Source organism: Flavobacterium lindanitolerans, from assembly GCF_002846575.1.
Lineage (GTDB): Bacteria > Bacteroidota > Bacteroidia > Flavobacteriales > Flavobacteriaceae > Flavobacterium > Flavobacterium lindanitolerans.
In genome coordinates, this window is sequence record NZ_PJND01000010.1 from 22197 (window position 1) to 46979 (window position 24783).

Here is a 24783-nt window from a genome sequence, read left to right on the forward strand (position 1 = left end):
TTTTATTGTTGTTGACTTCTAAAAAAATGCGACTCAAAGGTAGCAGAATTTCCCATATTATCAGACACAACTATTTTTAAATCATTTCTTCCTTCGTCAGAAATATTGTCTTCAAAATTATAGGAAAGTTTTCTGGTTTTGTAATCGTATTCCAACAGAATCCATTTTCCGTTCAGATATCCGTTATATTCTGCTATACCAGACATATTATCCGAAATATAGATTTCCAAAAATGGCTGCTTACTAATCCATTTTCCTTCAACAAAATTAGGATTGCTGATTTTGGGAGCAATCGTGTCCTTTGCTAAAACGAATTGTCCTAAATCTTTAGTATATGTTGTAAAAACATTTCCTTTTCTTGTGGTTTTATTAAACCCGAGGCGTTTGCCTTGTTTTGACGCTATAAACATCTTTGACTTATCAGCTTCGGATGAAACCTTATCCTCAAACGTAATGGTCATATTGTTATGTACCGGAACGGTTTCGTTGTGAAGGTACAGTATGGAATCTTTTACATCAAAATCAATATAAAAATCTTCATAGAAAGTACCGGCAGGAATAAAAACCGTTACATTATCCTTAGTATAGCTGTTGTCTTTTCTTGACTTTAAAAGAAACCCGGAACGTTTTTCTTCTTTAGCTACTTTTACAGGCAATGCAGAATATTCAATCGGGATATTGATGACGCTTTTGTTTTTATTAAAATCTGAAACTTCCACCTGAAAATTCTGATACAGGTTTGGAACAACATCAATCATCCCATAGGTATTGTTAGAAGTAATAATACTTAAAAGATAAGGTTCTACCATAAAGAGCTTCTGTACACGCTGTCCGGTTCTCTTGTATCTTGGATAATCAATCAGCGCGTTAATGTAACGACCTTCGTCAAAAGCAAAAGTGTCAAACTGATAGCCGAAGAAAGGTTTTCCATTGCACAAACCTTCCACTTTAAATACGCCATTTTTGTTATAGCTGTTATCAAAAAGGTCATAAGTATTGACACCAAATCCTATTTTTCCTTTAGCCATAAGCTTCTCGGCAATATAACTTCCGTCTTTTTGTTGCGAAAGGTTGAGTTCGATAGGTTTTTGTATCTGGTTAACACTGGAACTATCGCCAATAGGATAAACGACCAGGCTGTTGATAACCGGCGGTTTTGTATCTTTTATCTGTATATCAAATCCAAAAAGCATCGGATTGATTATTTTTTCGGTTTTGGAATCCCGAAATTCAAAATGCAGGTGCGGCCCACCAGATCCACCGGAATTTCCGGACAATGCAATTATATCACCTTTTTTCACCACAAGCTCATTTTCTGCAGGAAACATTTCTACTTCAAACGATTTTTGTTCATACTGCTTCTTTTTGATATAGGCTTCAATTACAGGAGACGCTTTTTGAAGATGCCCGTAAACCGTGGTGTAGCCATTAGGATGTGTGATATATATTGCTTTTCCGTAGCCCCAGGTAGAGATTTTAATACGCGATACGTACCCGTCTGCCGCGGCATACACATTCAATCCTTCTTTTTGCTGTGTTTTAAAATCAAGACCCGTATGAAAGTGATTTCCTCTTAATTCTCCAAAAGTCCCGGATAAATAAAGCGGTATGTCCAAAGGCGAACGGAAATAATCTTTTGGATAGTCATTCTGGCCAAAAACCGAAATTGTAAACAGTAAAAATAACAGGCTAAATCGCATAGTAAAGGTTTTTGCTAATATAAAAAAAAGACTAATTAAACCGGGAAGAAAAACCGAAAATTATAACTCCCTACTTCACAAATTATTACATGAAAAGCTACAGTAAAAAAGAGAATTTAAGGAAAAATATTGCAATATTTAATTAGGAATAGTAACTTTGTAAATTATGTAATGAATATTGACCCCGATGAGTGAAATTGCGCAAATCATTGATACTCTTGAAAGCAGGCTTGAAAAACTTATCGCAAAAATTGAGGGTTTGGAAAAAACATCGCGTGAATTGCAGCAGGAATTGGATAGAGCCGCAGTCGTGATGCAGAAGCAATCGAAAGAGATTGAAACATTAAAAACGCAGCAGGAGACGCTCAGAATGGCGAATTCATTACTAGGCAGTGAAGAAAATAAAAGAGATACAAAGCTTAAGATAAATTCATTAATCCGTGAAATTGATTACTGTATAGCACAGCTTTCTGATTAATAATTATGGACGAAAAGCTTAAAATTAAAATATCAATCGCAGACAGGGTCTATCCTTTAACAGTAGACATGTCACAGGAAGAAGGACTGCGAAGCGCTTCTAAAAAGATTGATATGATGATAAAGCAATTCGAAGAAAATTATGCTGTTCGTGACAAACAGGATGTTTTGGCCATGTGTGCCCTGCAATTCGCATCACAATTGGAGCAAAAACAAATTGATTCTTCAGCAGACAATGTTGAGGCCAATGAAAGACTGAAAAAGATTAATGACCTGCTAGCAAGTTATCTCGACAAATAATAAAAAGACGTTCTTTAACATAGACTAAAAATACTGCCTACATTAGTTCATATTTGATAAACTCAACACTAACAAATTAGAATGAGCAAATCGTCGCTACTAAAGCAAGCTGCCCCGAGCAGATCCTTGAACAGCGAGTTAGCTCAAAACTTGTCTTAACGAGTTTATACAAGCAACCTAATGTAGGCTTTTTTTATATATAAACATTCAACAAACATGGACAGTACATTAGTTATAATTATTTCAGGAATCGTAGGCATCGCGGTAGGTTTTGCAGTTGCAAAAATCATGGAGAGGAGCAACGTTTCCAACTTAATAAAAAATGCCAAAAAAGAAGCCGCATCTATTTTAAAGGATGCCAAAGCAGAAGCAGAAACCAACAAACAGCACAAAATACTGCAAGCAAAAGAAAAATTTATTGAACTTAAGGCAGAGCACGAACAGGTGATTCTGGCAAGAGACAAGAAAATAGCAGAAGCAGAAAAAAGAACAAGAGACAAGGAATCTCAGGTTTCTAACGAGTTGGCAAAAACTAAAAAAGCGACAGAAGACCTTGAGGCAAAAATCAACGATTATTCTAACAGAATCGAGACTCTTGAGAAGAGACAGGCCGAAGTAGACCGTCTGCACAAAAGCCAGGTAGAGCAATTGGAAGTTATTTCCGGATTATCTGCCGAAGAAGCCAAAAACCAATTGGTTGAAAGCCTTAGAGCCGAAGCCAAAAGTGGTGCCATGTCTTATATTCAGGAAACCCTTGAAGAGGCTAAGCTTACAGCACAACAGGAAGCTAAAAAAATCATTATTAATACTATCCAAAGAGTGGGTACAGAAGAAGCGGTGGAAAACTGCGTTTCTGTCTTCAACATTGAGTCTGATGACGTAAAAGGTAGAATTATTGGCCGTGAAGGTAGAAACATCAGGGCCTTGGAAGCTGCTACCGGAGTTGAAATTATTGTTGATGATACTCCAGAAGCAATCATCCTTTCCTGCTTTGACCCTGTTCGTAGAGAAATTGCCCGTTTGGCATTACATAAATTAGTAACCGACGGCCGTATTCATCCGGCAAGAATCGAAGAAGTTGTTGCTAAAACAGCCAAACAGATTGACGATGAAATTATTGAAGTTGGTAAACGTACCGTAATTGACTTAGGAATCCACGGATTGCACCCTGAATTGATTAAAGTTGTAGGTAGAATGAAATACCGTTCTTCTTACGGTCAAAACCTGTTGCAACACTCCCGCGAGGTTTCCAAACTTTGTGGAATCATGGCAGCAGAATTGGGCTTGAACGTAAAACTGGCAAAAAGAGCCGGATTATTACACGATATAGGGAAAGTGCCGGATACGGAAAGCGACCTTCCACACGCTTTATTGGGTATGCAGTGGGCTGAAAAATATGGTGAGAAAGAAGAAGTATGCAATGCTATTGGAGCCCACCACGATGAAATCGAGATGAAATCGCTTCTATCTCCTATCGTTCAGGTTTGTGACGCTATTTCAGGAGCCAGACCAGGAGCCAGAAGACAGGTTCTTGATTCCTACATCCAGAGATTAAAAGACCTTGAAGATATTGCTTACGGATTCCAGGGAGTAAAAAGTGCTTATGCCATTCAGGCTGGTAGAGAGCTTCGTGTTATTGTAGAAAGCGAAAAAGTTTCTGACGATAATGCAGCCAACCTGTCTTTCGATATCTCGCAAAAGATTCAGACAGAAATGACCTATCCGGGACAAGTAAAAATTACGGTTATCAGAGAAACCAGAGCCGTAAATATTGCAAAATAAATAACAATCAGACATAAAAAAAGCTCCTCAAATGAGGAGCTTTTTTTTATAAGTATTTAGTTTAAAAATATTCTGCAGATGTCTTCCAGACAGACAGGCTTCAGGAAATAGTCTTTTATTTCATTAGGAAAATCTTTTGCCTTATCCAAATCAAAAGGACTGTTGGAGGAACTCACCATATAGATTACGGTTTCTTTATTCAGCGAACCTTTTATTTTTCGAAACTCTTCCAGAAACTGCCATCCGTCCATAACCGGCATATTGATATCCAAAAGAATCAAATCCGGGAGTGTAGTACCGTTTTTAGAATTTTCCTTCAGGCCTTCTATCGCATCGTGACCGTTTTCGAAAAATCTTGAGTTGACTTCAATATTATTTCTCTTCAGTAAATTTTTTAATATAAAATGATAAACTTTATCATCATCAACTACAAAAACATCATTAAACTTTTTCATTAAAATATATTTTAAATGCGGTACCTTCTCCTACTTTACTCTTAACTTCTATTTTACCTCCCATAGCCTCTACCTGATTTTTTGTAATGAAAAGGCCAATTCCTCTGGAATCCGGATGCTGGTGAAATGTTTTATACATTCCAAAAAGCGAATCTTTATATTTTTCCAAATCTATACCAAGCCCGTTGTCAGAAATCGTCAATACCTTTTTACCTTTTTCATAAGTAAGCTGGTAGGTAATTTCCAATCTCCTGTCCGGATGGGAATATTTTATTGCATTGGTTGTAAAATTCAAAAGTATGCTTTCCAGATAAGCCGGGTTGTAATTGATTTGAACATCATCCGGAATCAGACTGATAATTTTTACGTCATGTTTGTTTATCTTCTCGCTCAAAACATTTAAAGTTCGTTGAAAAAACTCATGAAGATTTAAGTTTTCGCGAGCAATTTTTATTTCGGTGTGTATGTTGACCAATTCATTCAAATGTTCGATTGTTTGGGTCAAATCATTAGAAATAGTTCTTAAATGTTGTAAGGTTTCCTCCCTTTCACCGGAATCCTGAATATCATCTACCAAATCCAAAAGCATGGTAAAATTTCCGGCATGCGAGCGCAGATTATGCGAAACGATATGGGCAAAATTCAAGAGCCTGCTGTTTTGTTCACTCACAATATCCAGTGTCTTTTTCAGCTCGTCTTCTCTCTCCTTCTGTGAAGAAATATCCGTATGCGTTCCTATAATTCTTAACGGCTTGCCTGATTTGTCGCGTTCGATTACTTTACCACGGTCAAGAATCCATTTATAGGTTCCTTTTCTGCCTTTAACCCTATGCAGGTTTTCGTATACATCTGTTATTCCTTTGAGGTGCATGTCGATATCGGTCAGATATTCTTTCTGGTCGTCAGGATGTACTTTAGAAATGCAATTTTCAAAAGAATTAATTCCTTCGGCTTCATCCAAATCCAAAATCTTCATGGATTGTTCGGAATAGAAAACAGTATTGTTTACAAGATTCCAATCCCAGACACCTCCCATAGAAGCTTCCAGTGCAAATTCAAAGCGTTTTTCTGATAATACTAACCTCAACTCCTGTTCCTTATTTGCCGTTATATCGGTAATGCGGCCATAAAACACAACACTTCCATCTTTCATGGCTTCCGGTTTGGCTGAACCTTTCAGCCAACGGACTCCTTTTTTTGGAAGCTGAACCCTGTATTCATGGTTCCATCTTGTTAATGTATCCCTTGATTTAAGTACTGATTTTAAAAATCCTTTCACATCCTCTTTAAGAATGCGTTCCGTGATGATCGGACCGGCATCGTGCTCCAGAAAGTCTTTGTCAAAACCATAAATTTCCATGGCGGAATGACTTACAAACGGCATGCTGTAAGTGTTGTCTTTCTCAATTTTAAACTGAAAAATCAAATCCGGGATTTCTCTCAGAAGTTTTTCATAAAATTGATTCGAAGTGTACGATTCATTTGAATTAACGTAATTCTCGAACGCCATTAAGGGTTAACATATTGGTTAGGTGCAACAAAAGTATACACCAAAATGTCAAATCTTCCTTAGAAAAACACAAAATCGTTTAACGGTTATTTTCTTGGATGAAATGCATTCATAACATCGGTAAGATGCCTTCTGTCGAGGTGGACATAGATTTCTGTTGTGGTAATTGATTCATGTCCGAGCATGAGTTGGATGGAACGCAGATCGGCACCATTTTCAAGAAGATGTGTGGCAAAAGAATGCCTGAAGGTATGCGGACTGATTGTCTTTTTAAGATTTATTTTTACCGCCAGGTCTTTGATTATCGTAAAAACCATCGCCCGGGTAAGCTGTTTACCTCTCCTGTTAAGAAACAGCGTGTCTTCATGTCCTTTTTGAATATCGAGATGTGACCGTACAGTCGTTTTGTATATGTCGATATATTTTTGTGTAAGATTTCCAATAGGCACGAAACGCTGCTTGTCGCCTTTCCCTTTTACTTTTATAAATCCTTCTTCAAAGAACAAATCGGAAATACGCAGCGATATCAATTCTGAAACCCTAAGACCACAGCCATACAGGGTTTCCAACATGGCGCGGTTTCTTTCGCCCTGGTCTGTATTGAGTTCAATGGCACCAATAATTTTATCTATTTCATCTGTAGACAAAGTATCGGGGAGTTTTCGTCCTATTTTGGGGATTTCCACAAGTTCCATCGGATTATCATTTCTGTAATCTTCAAAAATCATATAATTGAAAAAACTCCTTAATCCGGAAATTATCCTGGCTTGCGAGCGGGGATTTATGGTTTTAGAAACTTCATAAATAAATTGCTGTATCGTTTCATCAGAAACCGAAACAGGGCTTTCATTTATCTGATTTTCAGATAAATAAAAAACCATCTTTTCAATATCAAAAGTATAATTGTCAATCGTATTTTGTGACAATCCTCTTTCTATCTTCAGGAAAGACTGAAAATTTTTAATGTAAGTTGCCCAATTTGCCATCTGTCAAAGTTATGTTAATAGTACTATGCTGGCATAATAAATGTCGTAATTTAACATAAGAACTAACAAAAATAATTTAATTATGAAGCTATTAAAAATTATTTCGACTAATGTGTTATTACTTGCCGGGATGGCAACTTATGCGCAAACTACACAATCTTCAGGTTCATTTAATGAGGCAGGATTTGGAGTAAAAGCCGGTTTAAATTATTCTACAGTTACAAAAGGTGATTTTGACGAAGGCCCTGACGCAAGAACAAGTTTTTATGTGGGTGCCATAGCCGAAATTCCGCTTATTGATGATTCCTTCTCTATCCAGCCGGAGGTGATTTATTCGCGACAAGGTTTTGAAAGGGATTATTCCTTTTTAGGAAACAATTATACTGCTGAGTACCAATTGGACTATATTAATGTTCCTATATTGGCAAAGCTTTATATCGTGAAAGGATTTAGTATCGAAGCCGGTCCGCAGTTCGGATTTAAGATTAACGAAAAAATCGACCTGGACAATAATGATGGAAACGCCGGAGAAGAGCTAGACGAGGTCAATGATTTTGACATGAGTTTGGCAGCCGGACTTACCTTCCAGTTTGACGGGGGTTTATTCATCAACGGTAGATACAACCATAGTTTTAATGAGGTTATTAAGGATACCGACGCAAAAAATTCCGTATTCCAGGTTGGTTTAGGATTTAAATTCTAATCTGACTCAAATTACAAACAAAACAGCCTTTGGGAAAATTTCTCAAAGGCTGTTTCTATTGAATGCGGGTACAGTTCTAATAAAGTATTTTCCGGGAAATTCGTATTCCCACTGTTGTGACAACCTGAACAATCAATACCTGGTCTGTTGGAGGCAGGCTCTTGATTACTTTTTCAGAAGCATTGATTTTCTGTCCGTCAAACAATAATCTTCCCTGAATGTCAAAAACCTTTACTCCTTCTATGGTTGCCGTTCCGGAGGTAACAACAACATCCTTATCTTTTTTATAGATTACGATACTTTCTGGATTAAATTCCGGTATTCCCAAAGCCTCATTTCTGTAAACTATCTGGAATCGGTTTTCAAATGTTCCTATCCCTGTCGTAAAGCTGTAAGGCCCTGATTTGAGATTATGGATAGCGTTCTGAAGATTATCTTTCAAGTAAATATCCTGATTTACAAACAGTCCGTCCAGCATATCCAGGCTGATGGTAAAGGCTCCGGCAATGGTAGTTTTGATTCCTAAATTAACCACATCTGAATTATCAAAAGGAAGTGCACGTCCCTGTATTGCCAGTTTTTGTGAATCGTTTATAGAATAAATAGTAACATGATTACCTCCAAAAAGACTACCGTCAAAACCTCTGTCCAAACCATTGGTAGCACCTTCTATATATCCAACCAGTGTTTGGTTAAAAGCACCCTGATTATTTCTAAGATTGAGCCAGAACCTGTTTTTTTCAATTCCTGAGTTGGCAGCATTCCGTTTAACAGGATTCATATTTCTGAAGAATCGGTTGTTTTCATCCTGAATTCGCATATCATTGGTAAATCTTGCGGGAAGATTTCCAAGACCTCTCACAAAAAATGCCTGTCCTGAAGCCAAATGTTTCGTTGGTATAGCTCCGTTGAAGTTATCGCTGATTTCAGGATTTAAAGGGTCAGGAGTTGCCGGTGATGTGGCCACACCTCCGGACAAATTGTAAGTTGCATAGTCATTTGCTGTATAATTATAGGTTTGGTCACCCGGAACGGCATTACTTGGCGCTGAATTGTGCGTCCACAAATAGATTGTCCCATCTAATGCAGCAACATTGTTGGCATAAGAAAGAAATTCGTCCAAATCTACTGCTGACGGATACGGATTACCTATCAGGTTCCACTTATAATCTGCCGGCAAAGTGCTGGTGTTTCCATAAACCGGAATACTGATATCGCCATTATTCGGCACTCCTTGAAAAATGGCCTCGTATTGTACTGCCGATGTAGTAGAAAAGCTCTGAGGCGCTCTCACAATATAACCTTTTGCATCTGTCATGGTTACATTTCCATTCATGTGCGTCACCCATGCCTGGCTGACCGGATTCCAGCTATAATATTTATCTGCCATTGTTGCTGGCGACAAATTATACAATGTTTGTCCGGCAACAGGAGAAGACCAATATGTAAAATCGAGCCTTTTTACCGGTTGCGTTCTGCGTTTTGACCTGATGATGCCAATATTGGTATTGGTTGTTCCCGCAGTTTGCAGAAGGCTGGCTGTATCTTCCAATGTGAATGTAGCCGCAGGATTTATTCTCACCTGATTTGCAACAGTAACGGTATTGTCTGCATTAATTACCACATTACCGCTGTTTACCTGAAGCAGGCATCCTGAAATATCGCCTGTAGAGCTATAATTTCCGTTAAAGATTATCTTTTCGGTTCCGGCTACCGGTGCTGTTCCCGAACTCCAGGATGTCCCGTTCCAAATGTTAGAACTTCCGGAAATAACTGCCGTATCGGTTGCCTGGCATCCTGAACCGTTTGTTACAGTGGCTGTATAGGTTTGGGCTGCATCCGGATAGGCATACACCGTTGCAATATTTCCACCTGTGTAAGGAATTGTTAAAGCGGAATCAGTATACAGTCCGGCAATTGGAGTCCATGCTACAGGGGAAGGAACTGAAGTTCCTGTAATTCTGATATCGTCAACATTCCAGCCATAATTCCAGCCTGAATAATACCTGAAGCGGACTCTCAGGTTAGGCTGATTTATGTAAGCTGAAAGGTTAATATTAACCGTAGCGAAGTTGGTCGCTGTGCCCTGAGTACTGGTATAGGTTTGTATGGCCGTCCAGACACCATCCAAATCACCATCTGTATTTACTTCTATAATAGCCCTGTCTGGGGCATCAAAATTGTAATATCTGTAATATTGTCTGAAACTAAGTGCGAGCGAGGTGTAATTATAAGTATTGATTGCTGCACTCATAGTCAGAGCATTATTTGAGAAACCATTATTGTCGTAATTAGAATCAATGGCTCCAAAACTGCTTCCTGAATTCACCGTTTCATAACTGACATATTCGCTAGGGCTTTCTTCAATATACCAGTATCCATAAGTTGATGAGCCATAATCCTGTAACATCATTAACGTAGATGTAGACACTTCAAAGTCTTCGTAGAAAAGCGTATCTGTAGTTCCGGAATTGCTTCCTGTTGCTACCAGTTCAATTACCCCATCGCACAAACTCGCGGCAGCCGGGGTTACAGATGATGAAGGAGCAGGATATACAAAAGCGTTGACAGGAAATCTCGGACTTTCACAAACGCCGTTATAGGCTGTTACATAATAGGTTTTTGTAACACTTAATGATGGTGTCACAAACGAGCCTGTTGGTGTAACCGCAACCGGACTTCCGCTGCTTATATATTCATACCACCTGTATTCTGTAGTTCCGGTGCCGCCTATAGCTGTTAAGGTTACCGTTCCCGGTCCGCAACTTCTTCCCGGAGTAGCCGTAACCGTATGCGAACATGACTGAATTACGGTAATTAGATAATCTTCTACTTCGCCATTGGCGAATGTAGCCTGGCAAGGATTATTATTTGCATTACGAGATAATTTTATTCTGATTCGGGTTGTACCAAGAGTTGCACCGGCCGGTACTGTAACGGTCAGAGTGTAAGTACCGCTTCCAGATGCGGCAATCGGGCCTGTCACAACTTCACCCGTATCACCAAAATCGCCATCCTGATTCCAATCGGCAAAAAGATAAATACCATCATTAACATGTCCGTTAGCAGTTGTCACTCTAATGGTCGAGGTAGCTGTTCCCTGCATTACAGAAGCAATTGAACCCAACCCTGTATAATTAGCATAGTTTGACTGCGTACTCGTATTTGAAAATCCGCCTGAAACAACCCTGGAAATATATTCATTATTGCTTGTGGATATGGTTGGGCAATAACAAAGTGTAGTAGACACTAAAAGCGGTGTTGAAATCGTAGTATTGCCGCTACAAGTTATTCTTGCCCTATAATATTTATTGGAAGTCTGGCTAACTATCTGTGTACTGGATGTACCAAGATTTGTCAACCCTGTAGTAAACGAAGCATTATCTGCACTTTGCCATTGATAGGTTATTCCTGTTCCAGTATAGGTAGTTCCAAGGGACAGTGTAAAATTAGCACCAGAACAAACCGGATTTGCAGAACTTACAGTTGTTGAAGCTGCAGGGGCACCAGAACATACCGGTGGTGGTGTCCATGTGAAAGTTGTCCCTAATGATGGATAAGTATTATTTCTGGTTCTGCAAGCATGCGTGTTTAGTGTTCCAGCTGTCGTATTATTATACCAATCGAGGCCATTTGTCTGTAAAAGCCTGTTATTGAAATCGCCATTGGTTGCACCTCTCAATCCAACCTGAACATTAAAATTAGTATTGGTCGCGGGAGTACAGTTGCCATATCTCATTTCAACAACGTTGGTGGTTTCATACAATCGTATCTGAAAATTAAAATCTCCATTTATTATACCAGCACTGTATCGCCTCGTATTATTCCATTGAACTACAAATACCCTGTTTGGGCTCGAACCGGTAGTTCCATAAACAATGGTTGAACTGTTGGATGTTAAATCTCCTCCTAAGGCGCTAACAGCTCCTGAATAGGCATTTCCCTGTGAAATAGGATTATAATCTGTCGTTCCGGATGCCGTTCCTCCAAAAGTCACATAACCGTTTGAATTTACAGAACATGAAGTATAGCCAGTTCCGTTAAATGTAAAAGTAAATGGAATAGTTACGGAAGCTACATTATCATCCCAACCTGAAGCATGCACTACAGTTGATGTTGGTAGAGAAGTATAAGTGCCGGACGATTGGGAAAAAGTATAAGCACTAACCTGTCCAAAACTTTCATATGCTGTCAAAGAGACAAACAGCATCAAAATCAATTGAAGAATTTTTGCACGGGGAATGCTTCCAAATTCATCATTTGATAAATTTTTGTAATTATTTTTCATAGTCTAGGGGTTTAACATCGAAATTTATGATAAAACCAAATTGTTTTAACATAATTTCAGACTAGGAAAAGTATTTTAAGAATAATGACGACTAACTACATTTCCGTATCGTCGAACTACAATATTTGACTCTTTGTGTTGATAAGTTTTTTTAATTATGGGAGAGAAAAAGAATAAAAAAAGTAAGTTTAATCTTTCTTTTTGTTATTAAAATCATCTAATCAACACATTAGGGTGATAAAAAGTTACATTTTTTCATAAAAAATAAGAGCGATTTTCACGTATGAAAACCGCTCTTACAACCTAACCAACCATTAAAAACAAAAATTAATCTTTCATGTATTTTTTATAATTTTCTGTACTGATTCTTGCTTTCAAATCATGCAACAGGCTGTACAATCCGAAGAAAGTCCTGTTGATGTACAAAAAGTGTTTTGACCCTCTATTGCCATTCATTTTTCTAAGCTTTGAATCTTTGCTGTATTCTTCGCTAAGCTGCGCCATCTCACCAAAAAAGGCTTCGTCAGAAAAATCAAAAGCATCCGTTTGATAGGGTTTTGTAAACAAACGCAAAAGCCTGTTGAATAGTTCTGAAAAATAGGCTACTTCTTCATCCGTATCATCTTTGCGTAAAATCTCCAGCTCATATAATTTCTCAAGGAAAAGCTTTTGATTATCCATAATTTCAGGTCGGGCCAATTCAAAATACGGTATATAAAAATCTTCCGGCACCTGTTTTATGCAACCAAAATCAATCGCTATCAGGTTTCCTTCCTTATCAATTAAAAAATTGCCCGGATGCGGGTCTGCATGAACCTGTCTTAACTGATGCATCTGGAACATATAAAAGTCCCATAGAGCTTGGCCAATGCTATCGCCTTTTGCCCTGTTTTCATTGTGGGCTACAAATTCAGACAAGTGTTCACCGTCCATCCAATCCATCGTAATAATCTTTTTAGAAGACAATTCCGGATAGTATTTCGGGAATTTCAGATTGGCAATCCCGCTGCACGCCTCTGCTATGGCAACACCTTGTCTTAATTCCAGTTCATAATCGGTCTCTTCTAACAACTTGTTTTCGACTTCCTTAAAATAGCGTTCAGAATCCTTCCCCTGAAGGTTAAACATCTTGATGGCAAAAGGCTTGACTATAGCCAAATCAGAACTAATACTGTCTGCCACTCCCGGATACTGGATTTTTACAGCCAAATTTTTTCCGTTTTTGGTTGCTTTATGGACTTGTCCAATGCTTGCTGCATTTACAGAATCGGCCGTAAAGGAATCGTATATTTCTTCGGGAAACATGCCCAGGTATTTTTTGAACGTCTTTCTGACCAAGGGTGCTGACAAGGGTGGAACTGAAAATTGTGCCAGTGAAAATTTTTCTACATAAGCCCGCGGCATGATATTTTTATCCATGCTTAGCATTTGGGCTACTTTTAAAGCACTGCCTTTTAAGTTTTTCAATCCGTCATAGATATCTTCGGCATTATTTTCATTCAGCTTTTCTTTTGTCAGGGACGGATTGACAATTTTTTCACCATAATAGGCTATATAATTACCTCCTACTTTGATTCCGGTCTTTACCAGTTGGCCTGCCCTTTCAATTTTATTTACGGGTATTTTATCTAATGTCTTCATCTCGTCCTCAACTTATACTCTTTCTTTCCAAATGAACTTACCCAGGTCAAACAGGCTTTCCAACGGTGTGGTATCCAAAATATCAAAAGTGGCCTTTACGGCTTTCTCAATCATAACATCCGTTTTCTCAAATCCCTTTGACCTGTCGTCCAGCCAAAACTTCAATATGAATAAGAACTGAAGCCAGGCTCCTTCAGAAAACAAAGGTGTCGTGACTTTTTTAATCTTGCTGTCTTTTTCAGTTTCAGCAGATTTTAATATATCTACGATATAATCCTTAAAATGGTTTCGTAGCGATGTCAATTGTTTGAGATTACGAAGCCATTCCTTATTATCCTTCAGGGCATAATAGACATACGTCCTGTTTAAGGTTAAGATTTCAAAGAATGTAAAATACAGCGACAATAGCTTGTTTCTGTTTTCATAACCTGCATAATTTGTATCCTTATGTAAGGTATTTATAGTATTTTCAAAAAATTTGACCCAAATTGTTTCTTTCAGTGCATCCAGTGAATTAAAGAAGGAGTAAAAATCAGCTTCTTCAACGGTGTTTTCTTTGCAAAAAAGATAGACGTTTTTGGGAGCTTCATTTTTTTCGAGAACAGTATTCATATACATTTCAATTAGCTTGTCGTCATCAATTAGCTGTTTTTTTGACTTTGAATTCTTTGCTGTTGCCATGATAAACCTCTTTTTTAGATTGTACAGTAAAGGTACATTTCAATTATTTCTGAAACATATAAACATCTGTTAAATATCTTTCAAAAAATTTGAACTAAAACTCTAGAAACCACTATTGAGAATTTTGTGTCAATTTGAAAAAGTGAATTTTGGTTGTTTTTTATTTAGCCGCAGATTAGAGTGATTACACAGATTACAGAAGTTTATGTATAGCGAAAGAGCATCCAAAAAAACTGCGGCTTTGCGAGCAATTACTTTTACGCTAAGACGCTAAGAACATCACGGATTTAAACTTTATTTATAGGCACAAAAAAAGGCCGTCTTTTCAGACGGCCTTAGCAACTATATTATTGTATAATTTAGTTTTTCACTTCTTTTTGGGCATCCTGTACCATTTTCTCATTTGCCGTAATTGCAAATTCAACACGACGGTTTTGAGACCTTCCTTCAGGAGTATCGTTTGTTGCGATTGGGTCAGCAATTCCTAAACCTGTTGTATTGAATCGGGAAGCATTGATACCTTTGCTAACCAAATAATTCTTTACAGAAGCTGCTCTTTCACCAGACAATTTCAGGTTATAGTCAGCCGGACCAGTACTGTCTGTATATCCGTATATCTGAATGTTAGTATCAGGATAAGAATTAAACACAGTAACCAGTTTATCCAGATTCGCTTTAGCCGTAGCTGTCAGAGTTGATTTGTTAGTATCAAAACGCACCGCATTTTCATTTAATGTCAATTTGATTCCTTCTCCTACTCTTTCTACTTCGGCTCCCGGAAGCGCATTATCAATTTCTCTGGCCTGTTTGTCCATCTTGTTCCCAATAACACCTCCAACGGTTCCACCAACAACACCTCCAAGAACAGCACCTAAAGCAGTATTACCGCCTTTACCTATATTGTTACCCAAAATACCACCAATTACAGCACCTGCCGCAGCACCAATACCGGCTCCTTTTTGAGTATTATTCATATTTTTTGCAGACTCACAGCCTGTAAAAAACGTACCTATAGCAAATAAACATGCTAATGAATATATTCCAATTCTTTTCATATCGATTATTGTTTTTGGATTAGTTTACTTTTGTGAATTGATATACAACATCTGTCAGTTTTCCACCTACGTCAATTTTGTCAATCAACTGGAATGAGTTTTCTGACTGGTTAGCTACGCCTAATACATAACCATCTCTAACTCTTTTTGCTTTTTCACCCGCATCAAGAACTTTTAGGACAAATTGTCCGTCTTTGTTGACAAACCACGTAATTGGTGAGCTAAATGCAGGACATCCCATTTTGGTCAATGCCATTTCTCCCTTGTTGTTGTTTGAAATGAATTTCCACGTACTTCCTACAAAACATTGCGAATCGGCAAGCTGAAAGGAATTTACTTTAATGTATTCAGAACCGGGATAACTAACAGAACTGATAACCCAGTTTCCTTTAATTGCAACCTGTGAAGACCTATCCGTCTTTGTGTTAGTTATTGATGAAGTTTTACACGATGCAAATAGTAATGCAAAAACTCCAAATAAGATTAATTTTTTCATAGATTGGTATTTTTAAAGTTTATTTACACTACAAATATACAATGGATTGATTTTGAAATGTTAAAATTTCAATTTTATTATCTTAAAATTAACAATTCAGCCAATTTGTCATTTTAATAATATTTGGTATTCTATTTGAAAATAATAATACCGAAAATAATTAACAATATTAATATCAATAGTTTATGACAACAGGAAAAATTAATGTTTCGGTAGAAAACATTTTCCCGCTTATCAAAAAGTTCTTATACAGCGACCATGAAATTTTCTTACGTGAGTTGGTTTCCAATGCTACAGACGCTACTTTAAAACTAAAGCATCTTGCTAATATTGGCGAGGCAAAAGTAGAATATGGAAATCCGATTATCGAGGTAAAGGTTGACAAGGATGGCAAGAAAATCCATATTATTGACCAGGGCTTGGGTATGACGGCAGAAGAAGTAGAAAAGTACATCAACCAGGTGGCTTTCTCCGGGGCGGAGGAATTTCTTGAAAAATATAAAGATTCTGCCAAAGATTCAGGAATTATTGGACATTTTGGTCTTGGTTTCTATTCTGCATTTATGGTAGCAGAAAAAGTTGAAATCATTACTAAATCCTATAAAGACGAACCGGCTGCTCATTGGACGTGTGACGGAAGTCCTGAATTTACATTGGAACCATCCGACAAAACTTCACGCGGAACCGAAATCATACTGCATATTGCAGAAGATTCTCTCGAATTTCTTGAAGAAGGAAGAATTTCAGGATTGTTGCAGAAATACAACAAATTTATGCCTGTTCCAATTAAATTCGGAACAAGAACTGAAACGCTTCCAAAACCGGAAAATGCTCCGGATGATTATGTAGCCGAGACTATTGAAGTGGATAACATCATCAATAATCCTAATCCGGCATGGACCAAACAACCGTCTGACCTTACGGATGAAGATTATAAGAATTTCTACAGAGAATTGTATCCGATGCAGTTTGAAGAACCGCTTTTCAATATCCATTTGAATGTTGATTATCCTTTTAACCTGACCGGTATTCTGTATTTCCCAAAAATGACAGGCGACCTGCAGATACAAAAAGACAAAATCCAACTGTATCAGAATCAGGTTTTCGTAACCGACAATGTAGAAGGAATCGTGCCTGAATTCCTGACCATGCTGAAAGGAGTTATCGATTCTCCGGATATCCCGTTAAACGTTTCACGTTCGTACCTGCAAGCTGACGGTGCCGTGAAAAAGATTTCCAATTACATTACCCGAAAAGTAGCCGACAAGCTAAAATCACTTTTTACTGAAAACCGTGAAGATTTTGAGCAAAAATGGAACGATATCAAAATTGTATTGGAATACGGAATGCTGTCTGAGCCTAAGTTTTACGAAAAAGCAGGCGCATTTGCATTATATCCAACCGTTGACGGCAAATATTATACGCTGGAGGAATTAAAAGAGAAAACAAAAGAAACGCAAACCGACAAAAATGGCAATCTTGTCATTTTATATGCTTCTAACACAGATGCTCAGCACAGTTATATAGCCGAAGCTCAGGCCAAAGGCTATGAAGTATTGCTTTTGGATTCGCCAATCATTTCACACCTTATCCAAAAATTGGAGGCTGATAATGAAAAGCTGACATTTGCGCGTGTTGATGCCGACCATATTAATAACCTAATCAAGAAAGAAGAAGAAACGATTTCCAAACTTTCTGATGAGGAAAAAGAAAAGCTTAAAACCGAACTGGAGGGCGTTATTTCGGATAAGAAATATTCTATCCAATTGGAAGCGTTAGACAGCCAGTCGGCGCCATTTGTGATTACACAACCCGAATTTCTTCGCCGTATGAAAGAAATGAGCCAGACCGGAGGTGGCGGTATGTTTGGAATGGGCAACATGCCGGAAATGTACAATCTGGTGGTTAACACCAACCATGAATTGGCTTCCAACATATTGAATTCTAAAGACAAGTCACATCAGGAAGCCTTGGTTAAACAAGCACTTGATTTGGCAAAACTGTCTCAAAACCTATTAAAAGGTGAAGAACTGACTGCTTTTGTAAAGAGAAGCTTTGAGTTGATTAAGTAAGATTTGGGATTTGAGATTGCAGATTTAAGATTGCAGATTTAAGATTGCAGATTCAAGATTGTAGGTTTAAGATTTAAGATTTGAGACTGCAGATTTCTGTTTCTCTGAATTTTCTATCATCTATTGTCTCTTCTCTATCATCTGCCACCTGCTATCTGCTATCTACCACCTGCTATCTAACTTTAAAAAAAACCTGCGAGATTTTCGCAGGTTTTTTTATTAATCACTTGTCACTCAATCAATAATCCATAACAGTACCGGCTTGTTTGTTTTTTGAAGCTTTTTATCAAGAACTTTCATAAAATCATCCGATACCGCCGGACAGCCCCAACTCAGGGGTGTATATTTCGGGAAGATTTCCGTATTGGAAATGGCACTCCAGGAATGCAGCACAATTATCCTGTCTACTGCATTGCTGTTTGTTTCTTCCAATCCATGCAGCCAATATTTTATCTTGATGCCCCAGGTACTGGAATCTCTCTTCCCTATCTTGTATTTTCCTTTTGACGAGCAGTGGCTATTGTCTTTATTGCTGAATTTCACCTTCTCCCATTTGGTATCGTTTACCTGACCTGCGTCGCAACTTCCATGTGTCACAAGTTTTTCATCACTAATTTTACCGGTTTTGAAATCATAAATGTAAAATCTGTTTTTACCGGAATGAACACTCAGATCGACCAGAAAATAATAGTCTTCGTTAAATTTCTCTTTTTTACAAAATGCCTTTGCTTCCTTGTGGAATGTCGCATAGTCGCGTTTTTTATTGTTCTTAACAGCAGCAGGTCCTTCACCACAACTAATTAAGTATAAGGACACAAACAGGAGGGTTCTTTGAATCATACTATTCTAATGGATTTTAATACAGCTATTGGCTATTACTTATTAACTATAATCCTGTTAAAATAGTATTATTTAATGACAAAAAAGCATTTGCAAAAAAACTATGCCTTATCTTTGCCCGCTTTTTAAAAATGAAAAAATGTTAGGAAATAGAGTACTAAAAGGAGTTCTTCTTGTAGGCTTAGGCGCTACAAGTTATGGAATGCTGGCCACTTTTGTAAAGATGGCTTATGGCGAAGGCTATACAACAGCCGAAGTCACTTCATCGCAGTTTTTGTTCGGAATTATAGGGATACTTCTCATCAATGCTTTTCAAAAATCGAGAAAAGACAACGTGGTGATTAAAGCCTCCAAAAAGAACATCACACATTTGATGATTGCCGGTACATCTACCGGGTTGACCAGTATCTTTTATTATCTTGCCGTTCGTTACATTCCTGTTTCTATAGGAATCGTATTGCTCATGCAGACCGTCTGGATGGGTGTTCTTTTAGAAATGTTTCTTGAAAAAAAGCTTCCTTCTGCTACAAAGATTGTTGCGGTTGTTATTGTATTGATTGGCACAGCTTTGGCCACAAACCTTATCAATACTGAAGCAGACTTAGACTGGCGCGGAATTGCCTGGGGATTAATGGCCGCGGCTTCTTTTACAACTACTATGTTTACGGCTAACAGAATTGCTGTTGGAATTTCATCGGCACAAAGAAGCCTTTATATGCTTTTGGGAGGCGGAATCATTGTACTTACGTTTGCACTGATTACCCAAAACACACCTTTTGATACGAGCATTTTCTTAAAATGGGGAATCGTACTTTCTCTATTTGGAACTATCATACCTCCAATGCTTTTAAATGCAGGATTTCCGCTTACAGGCATTGGATTAGGAAGTATTGTTTCTTCACTCGAACTTCCTGTTTCCGTGCTTATGGCCTTCTTTCTGCTTAATGAAGAAGTCGTATTTCTGCAATGGGTGGGCATTGTACTTATTATCCTCGCCATTGTCATTATGAATGTCAAATTCAGGAAACAAAAATCTTAATTATAATTTTATTATTTTCATAAACTGCCCGGATTTCGGGCAGTTTTTTTTTATTGTTTATCAGATTTCCTGCATTCCAAAAACCTTGCTTTATTTTTAAACGTATACAAAAAAATAATTGCATTACTTTGCATTGTCCTGAAAAGGCGCCCCAAAACAAATAATACCGCAAAATACTAATGGGAAAAATATCTCTAAAAACCACTATTGACATAACCTTCATTGTTATTGTCGCTTCTTTTGCAATTCTTGCCTACTCCATTCACAGCCGTTCACAATCTGTAAAGCAAAACAGGATGATTGTTAACCATACGAGCAACATCAACAGCGTTCTTGAAAAAGTGCTTTCCAGCACTATCGATATCGAAACAGGAGCACGCGGCTATACGATTACCGGAGATGAAAACTATCTGGAAGTATACAACCACGGCCATAAAAATCTTGAAATCTGGATTGATTCACTTCGTTCTATGAACGAAACCGATGAATACCAGAGCAAAAAACTTGATACGTTAGAAAAGCTAATCGAATCTAAGCAAAAAGTGAGCGCTATGGTAATCAAGACACGAAGGGAATATGGCATGGAAGAAGCCGCCGCTTTGATTAAAAAAGGCCGTGGTAAAGAAGTTATGGACTCCATAAGAAGGTCAATCCGTGATTATCAAAAACAGGCTGTACTCATCTTATCAGACAATCTTGCCCAGACAGAAGAAAATGTACAGGCACGAAACAACCGTTTCTTCTTGTTTATTTTTGTCACCTTTGGAATACTGATTTTTGCATATATAAAAATCAGACAAAACACCCAACGCCTGCTATTGGATAAAATCATTCAGGAAAATCTGATGGATGAGCTTACCATACAAAACCAACAGCTTAATGATTTCGCCAACATTACTTCACACAATCTTCGTTCGCCTGCTTCAAACATTACAGCCTTGATTGCCACTATTGAAAAGGACAGCCCAATTGAAGAGTATAAGACGATTTTTGAAATGCTTAGAAAGGTTGCGCAGAACCTGAACGACTCGCTAAACCAGTTGATGGAAGTACTACATATCAAAAAAAATAAAGTTGAAAAAGAACTATTGTCATTCCAACAGATTTATTCCAAGACAATTGAATCGCTGCAAGGTGAAATACTAAAATCCGGCGCAATTATTAAGGCCGATTTTAAAGAGGTAGCGGAAATAGCCTATTCCAGAATTTATCTGGAAAGCATTTTCCATAACCTTATCAGCAATGCTTTAAAATACAGGGCGCTGGAAAGAACACCGGAAATTACAATTCGTTCTGAAAGGAAAAATAATATTGTTTATCTTTATGTTATCGATAACGGACTTGGAATCGACCTGAACAAAAACGGTCACAAGATTTTTGGCATGAACCAGATTTTCCATAATCACCCGGAAGCCAAGGGCATCGGGCTTTTTATGACGAAAACACAAATCGAAAGCATGAAAGGAAAAATCACTGTAGCCAGCGAAGTCAATATCGGGACCACATTTACGGTCATGTTTGGAACATAAACTAAAATTGCAGGATATGAATGATATTGTCGATTATTTCTCAACCATTCCTTCACTCCATAGAGGACTTATATTGGTTGGTGGCATTGCAATCTTTTGGATGATTGAAAATGCATTTCCATTATTCCGGTTTAATTATAAAAAATGGAATCATGCGGGAATCAATATCTTTTTCACCCTGACTACCATAATCGTAAATTTCATTTTGGCTTTTATCCTGCTTCTGGCTTCGGAATGGGCATTGAAAAATAATTTCGGAGTCCTGGAATGGCTGCCGGAACTTCCCTTATGGCTTTACACGTTAACAGGATTATTGCTTCTTGACCTGATAGGGGCTTATCTGGCACATCTTGTACAGCATAAAACCCGTTGGCTCTGGCATTTCCACCTCATTCATCATACGGATACCTGGGTAGATACAACTACCGCAAACAGGCACCATCCGGGAGAAAGTGTTGTCCGTTTTGTATTTACGGCAGCAGCAGTATTAATAACAGGCGCTCCAATGTGGCTTGCTTTTTTATACCAATCACTGTCGGTTGTGTTTTCCCAATTCAATCATGCCAATATTTCGCTTCCGGAAAAACTTGACAAATACATCAGCTACATTATCGTTTCTCCTAATATGCATAAAGTACACCATCATTATGTCTTGCCTTATACTGACTCTAATTATGGCAACATCTTCTCTATATGGGACAGGCTTTTTGGTACGTTTTTGACACTCCCGAAAGAAAAAATTGTTTATGGTGTTGACACTCACATGGAAGCTTCTGAAAACAACCGATTGTCTAATTTAGTAGCTATCCCTTTTCAAAAACACCGGTCACCCCAGGTTCTTCCCGAAGAAAAAATTTAAGACCGCTTGAAAAAGTAATTATTTTTTTTATTAATATTGAGTAACAATTAAAAAACGTACAATTACTATTTATCTGAATTAATTTTCATGTAATGAAAAAAGGCAAAAACATTGAGCTGACTCGAGAGGAAAATGAAAAGCTTGTTACCTTGGCTTTGGAAGAAAGAAATCCTTTTGAGATTATTAAAAAAGAGTTAGGATTAGCCGAAAAGGATGTAATCGAAATAATGAAGAAAAGACTTACCGCAGATAAATTTGAGCTGTGGAAGAAAAAAGCAATGGCCAGCAAGCCAAAACCAAAACCGCCAAAGATTGATGATTTTGATGAAGATTTGGACGGAAAATACTACATCAAGAATAAATTTGATTAACATAAATACTTAAAAATATTCCTTCGTGGAATATTTTTTTTGCCTTTTCTCACAATAAAACAAAAACTAAAATTAATTTTATTTAAGTTTGTATAAACTTTATTAATATTTAATTAAATTAATTTTAGTTCATGACACCAAAACTCCCAATTCATTGCCCCAGTTGCAGTGACTCACTTTCCGTATCACAGTTGAAGTGCGGAAACTGCCAGACTACCGTTTCCGGTAACTATTCACTACCCTTTTATCTTCAGCTTTCTGAAGAGGAGCAGAATTTTATTCTTCAATTTTTTCTTAGCAGCGGCAGCCTTAAAGAAATGGCCGTTCAGATGGGCAATAGCTACCCAACTGTCAGGAACAAACTGGACGATATTATCGAAAAAATAAAAAAACTCAAATCCGGAAACCAATGAAGAAACTCCTACTCAACCCTTTTGAAAAAAATCCTGAAACCAGACTTTTTATTTTTGGGCTGGCAGTCACAGCAATCGGAAGTTATCTGGCCTATCTTTTTAACGGAAGATATGACGGCGTTATAGATTTACATTTTACAAAAAGTGTGACACTTGCTCAGCCATTTATTGACAACCTGATTAATATTGTTTGCTTGTTTGTGACACTTTTTTTTGTGGGAAAGCTCATCAATTCCAAAACCAGGATAATCGATATTGTAAATCCAATTCTTATCTGCCGGATTCCTTTTTACCTGCTGACTTTTTCCAACTTCAGAAATTATATTTCAGATATCTCGGTCAGCCTGCTTGAAAATTTCAATCCAAAAGCAATGCCCAGCGAAATGAACCTGTCTCCCATCAGTATGATTGTACTTGGTTTTTTCGCCATAATAAGCATACTCTGCCTAATATGGTTTGTAATTCTTCTCTATAACGGATTCAAAATAGCAACCAACAGTAAGACGGGCATGCACAAACTATATTTCGCACTTGCCATTTTAGTGGCAGAAATCATTTCCGGAATTCTTATTTCATTTCTAAACTATTAACATCATGATAAAAAAAATAATCTTCCTAAGCTTTGTCTTATTTTCAACAATGGTCACTTTTTCTCAGGAAAGCAAATTTTCTACAGAAGAAATAAATGTAAATGCTCTTATCCCAGGAACTCTTTATACTCCAAATACCTCTAAAAAAACAGACCTCATCATCCTGATTGCAGGCTCGGGACCTACAGATAGAAATGGTAACCAGCCGGGAGTTTCCAATAACAGTTTAAAATTTTTGGCAGAAGGACTGGCCAAAAATAATTACGCTGTTTACAATTATGACAAAAGGCCTGTTGTTGAAATGCGCTCCGGAGAAATAGACGAATCCAAATTAAGCTTTGACATTTTAATACAGGATGTAAAAGATATCGTTAGCTATTTCAAGGCAAAAAAACAATTCAACAAAATTGTTATTGCCGGACACAGTGAAGGTTCTTTAATTGGCATGAATGCGGCCGTACCGGATGCAAACGCCTTTATTTCGCTGGCGGGAGCCGGCAGACCTATTGATGAAATTTTGATAGAACAGATCAGCAGCAGGGCACCCATGCTGAAAGAAGAAACTGCCAAAGGCCTTGAATCTCTCAAAAAAGGACAAACCTTTGAGCTAAAAAACCCAATGCTGGCAAGTCTTTTCAGAGCAAGCGTCCAACCTTATATAATTTCATGGCTGAAACACAATCCGCAGGAAGAAATCAAAAAACTGCAAATACCGATTCTTATTGTCAACGGTACAAAAGACATACAAATTTCGACACAGGATGCTGAATTGCTACACAAAGCCAATCCCAAATCAGAATTAGTTCTTATCCAAAACATGAATCACATTTTCAAAGAAATTAAAGGAGACGATGCCGAAAACATGGCTACCTATACCAATCCGAACCTGCCGGTAATGCCGGAACTTATCGAAAAAATTACTACCTTTCTCAAAAAAATATAATTCTTTCTTAAAAAAAACGGGGAGTCTGTAACAAAAAATCAGTTCGGCGAACC

General features: G+C 37.7%; 22 protein-coding genes and 1 other RNA gene. 13 read left to right on the top strand and 10 right to left on the bottom strand.

Translation table 11 applies throughout. The features are described 5' to 3' along the window. Positions 1 to 2: 2 nt before the first annotated feature. Complete coding sequence (locus tag B0G92_RS14220; RefSeq protein ID WP_101472730.1) at positions 3 to 1700, bottom strand: M23 family metallopeptidase; 1698 nt, start codon at positions 1698 to 1700, stop codon at positions 3 to 5. A 187-nt stretch (positions 1701 to 1887) separates the two neighbouring features. Between B0G92_RS14220 and B0G92_RS14225 the strand changes: the two genes are divergently transcribed. From B0G92_RS14225 to rny, 4 genes are all read left to right on the top strand, one after another. Continuing rightward, entirely contained in the window at positions 1888 to 2178 is a 291-nt protein-coding gene (locus B0G92_RS14225; protein ID WP_056068515.1) for a hypothetical protein, read from the top strand. A gap of 5 nt (positions 2179 to 2183) precedes the next feature. After that, complete coding sequence (locus B0G92_RS14230) at positions 2184 to 2477, top strand: cell division protein ZapA (RefSeq protein WP_056068517.1); 294 nt, start codon at positions 2184 to 2186, stop codon at positions 2475 to 2477. Positions 2478 to 2537: 60 nt separating this feature from the next. After that, positions 2538 to 2643: non-coding RNA, 6S RNA (ssrS, locus tag B0G92_RS14235), on the top strand. Between the two features lie 50 nt (positions 2644 to 2693). Continuing rightward, positions 2694 to 4259, top strand: a complete 1566-nt coding sequence (gene rny / locus B0G92_RS14240) for a ribonuclease Y (protein ID WP_056068518.1) — start codon at positions 2694 to 2696, stop codon at positions 4257 to 4259. A gap of 56 nt (positions 4260 to 4315) precedes the next feature. On the opposite strand, the gene B0G92_RS14245 is transcribed toward rny, so the two are convergent. The 3 genes from B0G92_RS14245 to xerD all read right to left on the bottom strand — a co-directional run bounded on the left by B0G92_RS14245 (position 4316) and on the right by xerD (position 7210). Then, positions 4316 to 4714, bottom strand: a complete 399-nt coding sequence (locus B0G92_RS14245) for a response regulator (RefSeq protein WP_056068520.1) — start codon at positions 4712 to 4714, stop codon at positions 4316 to 4318. Then, the gene (locus B0G92_RS14250; RefSeq protein ID WP_101472731.1) at positions 4701 to 6224 is read right to left on the bottom strand and encodes a PAS domain-containing sensor histidine kinase; all 1524 of its coding nucleotides are present in this window, start codon (positions 6222 to 6224) and stop codon (positions 4701 to 4703) included. Before B0G92_RS14250 ends, B0G92_RS14245 begins: the two co-directional genes overlap by 14 nt. An 86-nt stretch (positions 6225 to 6310) precedes the next feature. Next, positions 6311 to 7210: a site-specific tyrosine recombinase XerD gene (gene xerD, locus B0G92_RS14255; RefSeq protein ID WP_101472732.1), complete on the bottom strand. Its 900-nt coding sequence runs from the start codon at positions 7208 to 7210 to the stop codon at positions 6311 to 6313. An 82-nt stretch (positions 7211 to 7292) separates the two neighbouring features. On the opposite strand from xerD, the gene B0G92_RS14260 reads away from it, so the two are divergent. Beyond that, the gene (locus tag B0G92_RS14260; protein WP_056068527.1) at positions 7293 to 7913 is read left to right on the top strand and encodes a porin family protein; all 621 of its coding nucleotides are present in this window, start codon (positions 7293 to 7295) and stop codon (positions 7911 to 7913) included. A gap of 76 nt (positions 7914 to 7989) precedes the next feature. Here the strand turns inward: B0G92_RS14260 and B0G92_RS14265 are convergent, their stop codons facing one another. From B0G92_RS14265 to B0G92_RS14285, 5 genes are all read right to left on the bottom strand, one after another. Continuing rightward, entirely contained in the window at positions 7990 to 12201 is a 4212-nt protein-coding gene (locus tag B0G92_RS14265) for a GEVED domain-containing protein (protein WP_101472733.1), read from the bottom strand. 327 nt (positions 12202 to 12528) lie between these two features. Then, positions 12529 to 13842 carry an ABC1 kinase family protein gene (locus tag B0G92_RS14270; RefSeq protein WP_101472734.1) on the bottom strand — a complete coding sequence of 438 codons (1314 nt, stop codon included), beginning with the start codon at positions 13840 to 13842 and terminating at the stop codon, positions 12529 to 12531. Between the two features lie 12 nt (positions 13843 to 13854). Then, positions 13855 to 14523 carry a TetR family transcriptional regulator C-terminal domain-containing protein gene (locus tag B0G92_RS14275; protein ID WP_101472735.1) on the bottom strand — a complete coding sequence of 223 codons (669 nt, stop codon included), beginning with the start codon at positions 14521 to 14523 and terminating at the stop codon, positions 13855 to 13857. Between the two features lie 359 nt (positions 14524 to 14882). Continuing rightward, positions 14883 to 15578: a YiaD family glycine zipper/OmpA-like lipoprotein gene (locus B0G92_RS14280; protein WP_056068534.1), complete on the bottom strand. Its 696-nt coding sequence runs from the start codon at positions 15576 to 15578 to the stop codon at positions 14883 to 14885. 19 nt (positions 15579 to 15597) lie between these two features. Beyond that, entirely contained in the window at positions 15598 to 16074 is a 477-nt protein-coding gene (locus B0G92_RS14285) for a lipocalin family protein (protein ID WP_056068536.1), read from the bottom strand. Between the two features lie 185 nt (positions 16075 to 16259). Between B0G92_RS14285 and htpG the strand changes: the two genes are divergently transcribed. Further along, positions 16260 to 18146: a molecular chaperone HtpG gene (gene htpG, locus B0G92_RS14290; protein ID WP_101472736.1), complete on the top strand. Its 1887-nt coding sequence runs from the start codon at positions 16260 to 16262 to the stop codon at positions 18144 to 18146. 234 nt (positions 18147 to 18380) lie between these two features. On the opposite strand, the gene B0G92_RS14295 is transcribed toward htpG, so the two are convergent. Continuing rightward, positions 18381 to 18986 (bottom strand): murein L,D-transpeptidase catalytic domain-containing protein, encoded by a 606-nt coding sequence (locus B0G92_RS14295; protein WP_101472737.1) that lies wholly within the window; start codon positions 18984 to 18986, stop codon positions 18381 to 18383. A 139-nt stretch (positions 18987 to 19125) separates the two neighbouring features. Between B0G92_RS14295 and B0G92_RS14300 the strand changes: the two genes are divergently transcribed. From B0G92_RS14300 to B0G92_RS14330, 7 genes are all read left to right on the top strand, one after another. Continuing rightward, the gene (locus B0G92_RS14300; RefSeq protein WP_101472898.1) at positions 19126 to 20025 is read left to right on the top strand and encodes an EamA family transporter; all 900 of its coding nucleotides are present in this window, start codon (positions 19126 to 19128) and stop codon (positions 20023 to 20025) included. A gap of 179 nt (positions 20026 to 20204) precedes the next feature. Then, positions 20205 to 21554 carry a sensor histidine kinase gene (locus tag B0G92_RS14305; protein WP_101472738.1) on the top strand — a complete coding sequence of 450 codons (1350 nt, stop codon included), beginning with the start codon at positions 20205 to 20207 and terminating at the stop codon, positions 21552 to 21554. Positions 21555 to 21570: 16 nt separating this feature from the next. Further along, the gene (locus B0G92_RS14310) at positions 21571 to 22413 is read left to right on the top strand and encodes a sterol desaturase family protein (protein ID WP_101472739.1); all 843 of its coding nucleotides are present in this window, start codon (positions 21571 to 21573) and stop codon (positions 22411 to 22413) included. Positions 22414 to 22505: 92 nt separating this feature from the next. Then, a complete protein-coding gene (locus tag B0G92_RS14315; RefSeq protein ID WP_056068546.1) occupies positions 22506 to 22784 on the top strand; it encodes a DUF2805 domain-containing protein in 279 nt (92 codons plus the stop codon). A gap of 131 nt (positions 22785 to 22915) precedes the next feature. Beyond that, positions 22916 to 23197, top strand: coding sequence for a DUF2089 family protein (locus B0G92_RS14320; protein WP_056068548.1), 282 nt, complete (start codon positions 22916 to 22918; stop codon positions 23195 to 23197). After that, positions 23194 to 23787, top strand: a complete 594-nt coding sequence (locus B0G92_RS14325) for a hypothetical protein (protein ID WP_101472740.1) — start codon at positions 23194 to 23196, stop codon at positions 23785 to 23787. Before B0G92_RS14320 ends, B0G92_RS14325 begins: the two co-directional genes overlap by 4 nt. Positions 23788 to 23791: 4 nt before the next feature. Beyond that, positions 23792 to 24730 carry an alpha/beta hydrolase family protein gene (locus B0G92_RS14330; RefSeq protein WP_101472741.1) on the top strand — a complete coding sequence of 313 codons (939 nt, stop codon included), beginning with the start codon at positions 23792 to 23794 and terminating at the stop codon, positions 24728 to 24730. Positions 24731 to 24783: the final 53 nt, after the last annotated feature.

Excerpts from the sequence above, each read along its gene's own strand:
- B0G92_RS14220 (WP_101472730.1), bottom strand. The coding sequence starts at position 1,700 with ATGCGATTTAGCCTGTTATTTTTACTGTTTACAATTTCGGTTTTTGGC.
- B0G92_RS14225 (WP_056068515.1), top strand. The coding sequence starts at position 1,888 with ATGAGTGAAATTGCGCAAATCATTGATACTCTTGAAAGCAGGCTTGAA.
- B0G92_RS14230 (WP_056068517.1), top strand. The coding sequence starts at position 2,184 with ATGGACGAAAAGCTTAAAATTAAAATATCAATCGCAGACAGGGTCTAT.
- rny (WP_056068518.1), top strand. The coding sequence starts at position 2,694 with ATGGACAGTACATTAGTTATAATTATTTCAGGAATCGTAGGCATCGCG.
- B0G92_RS14245 (WP_056068520.1), bottom strand. The coding sequence starts at position 4,714 with ATGAAAAAGTTTAATGATGTTTTTGTAGTTGATGATGATAAAGTTTAT.
- B0G92_RS14250 (WP_101472731.1), bottom strand. The coding sequence starts at position 6,224 with ATGGCGTTCGAGAATTACGTTAATTCAAATGAATCGTACACTTCGAAT.
- xerD (WP_101472732.1), bottom strand. The coding sequence starts at position 7,210 with ATGGCAAATTGGGCAACTTACATTAAAAATTTTCAGTCTTTCCTGAAG.
- B0G92_RS14260 (WP_056068527.1), top strand. The coding sequence starts at position 7,293 with ATGAAGCTATTAAAAATTATTTCGACTAATGTGTTATTACTTGCCGGG.
- B0G92_RS14265 (WP_101472733.1), bottom strand. The coding sequence starts at position 12,201 with ATGAAAAATAATTACAAAAATTTATCAAATGATGAATTTGGAAGCATT.
- B0G92_RS14270 (WP_101472734.1), bottom strand. The coding sequence starts at position 13,842 with ATGAAGACATTAGATAAAATACCCGTAAATAAAATTGAAAGGGCAGGC.
- B0G92_RS14275 (WP_101472735.1), bottom strand. The coding sequence starts at position 14,523 with ATGGCAACAGCAAAGAATTCAAAGTCAAAAAAACAGCTAATTGATGAC.
- B0G92_RS14280 (WP_056068534.1), bottom strand. The coding sequence starts at position 15,578 with ATGAAAAGAATTGGAATATATTCATTAGCATGTTTATTTGCTATAGGT.
- B0G92_RS14285 (WP_056068536.1), bottom strand. The coding sequence starts at position 16,074 with ATGAAAAAATTAATCTTATTTGGAGTTTTTGCATTACTATTTGCATCG.
- htpG (WP_101472736.1), top strand. The coding sequence starts at position 16,260 with ATGACAACAGGAAAAATTAATGTTTCGGTAGAAAACATTTTCCCGCTT.
- B0G92_RS14295 (WP_101472737.1), bottom strand. The coding sequence starts at position 18,986 with ATGATTCAAAGAACCCTCCTGTTTGTGTCCTTATACTTAATTAGTTGT.
- B0G92_RS14300 (WP_101472898.1), top strand. The coding sequence starts at position 19,126 with ATGTTAGGAAATAGAGTACTAAAAGGAGTTCTTCTTGTAGGCTTAGGC.
- B0G92_RS14305 (WP_101472738.1), top strand. The coding sequence starts at position 20,205 with ATGGGAAAAATATCTCTAAAAACCACTATTGACATAACCTTCATTGTT.
- B0G92_RS14310 (WP_101472739.1), top strand. The coding sequence starts at position 21,571 with ATGAATGATATTGTCGATTATTTCTCAACCATTCCTTCACTCCATAGA.
- B0G92_RS14315 (WP_056068546.1), top strand. The coding sequence starts at position 22,506 with ATGAAAAAAGGCAAAAACATTGAGCTGACTCGAGAGGAAAATGAAAAG.
- B0G92_RS14320 (WP_056068548.1), top strand. The coding sequence starts at position 22,916 with ATGACACCAAAACTCCCAATTCATTGCCCCAGTTGCAGTGACTCACTT.
- B0G92_RS14325 (WP_101472740.1), top strand. The coding sequence starts at position 23,194 with ATGAAGAAACTCCTACTCAACCCTTTTGAAAAAAATCCTGAAACCAGA.
- B0G92_RS14330 (WP_101472741.1), top strand. The coding sequence starts at position 23,792 with ATGATAAAAAAAATAATCTTCCTAAGCTTTGTCTTATTTTCAACAATG.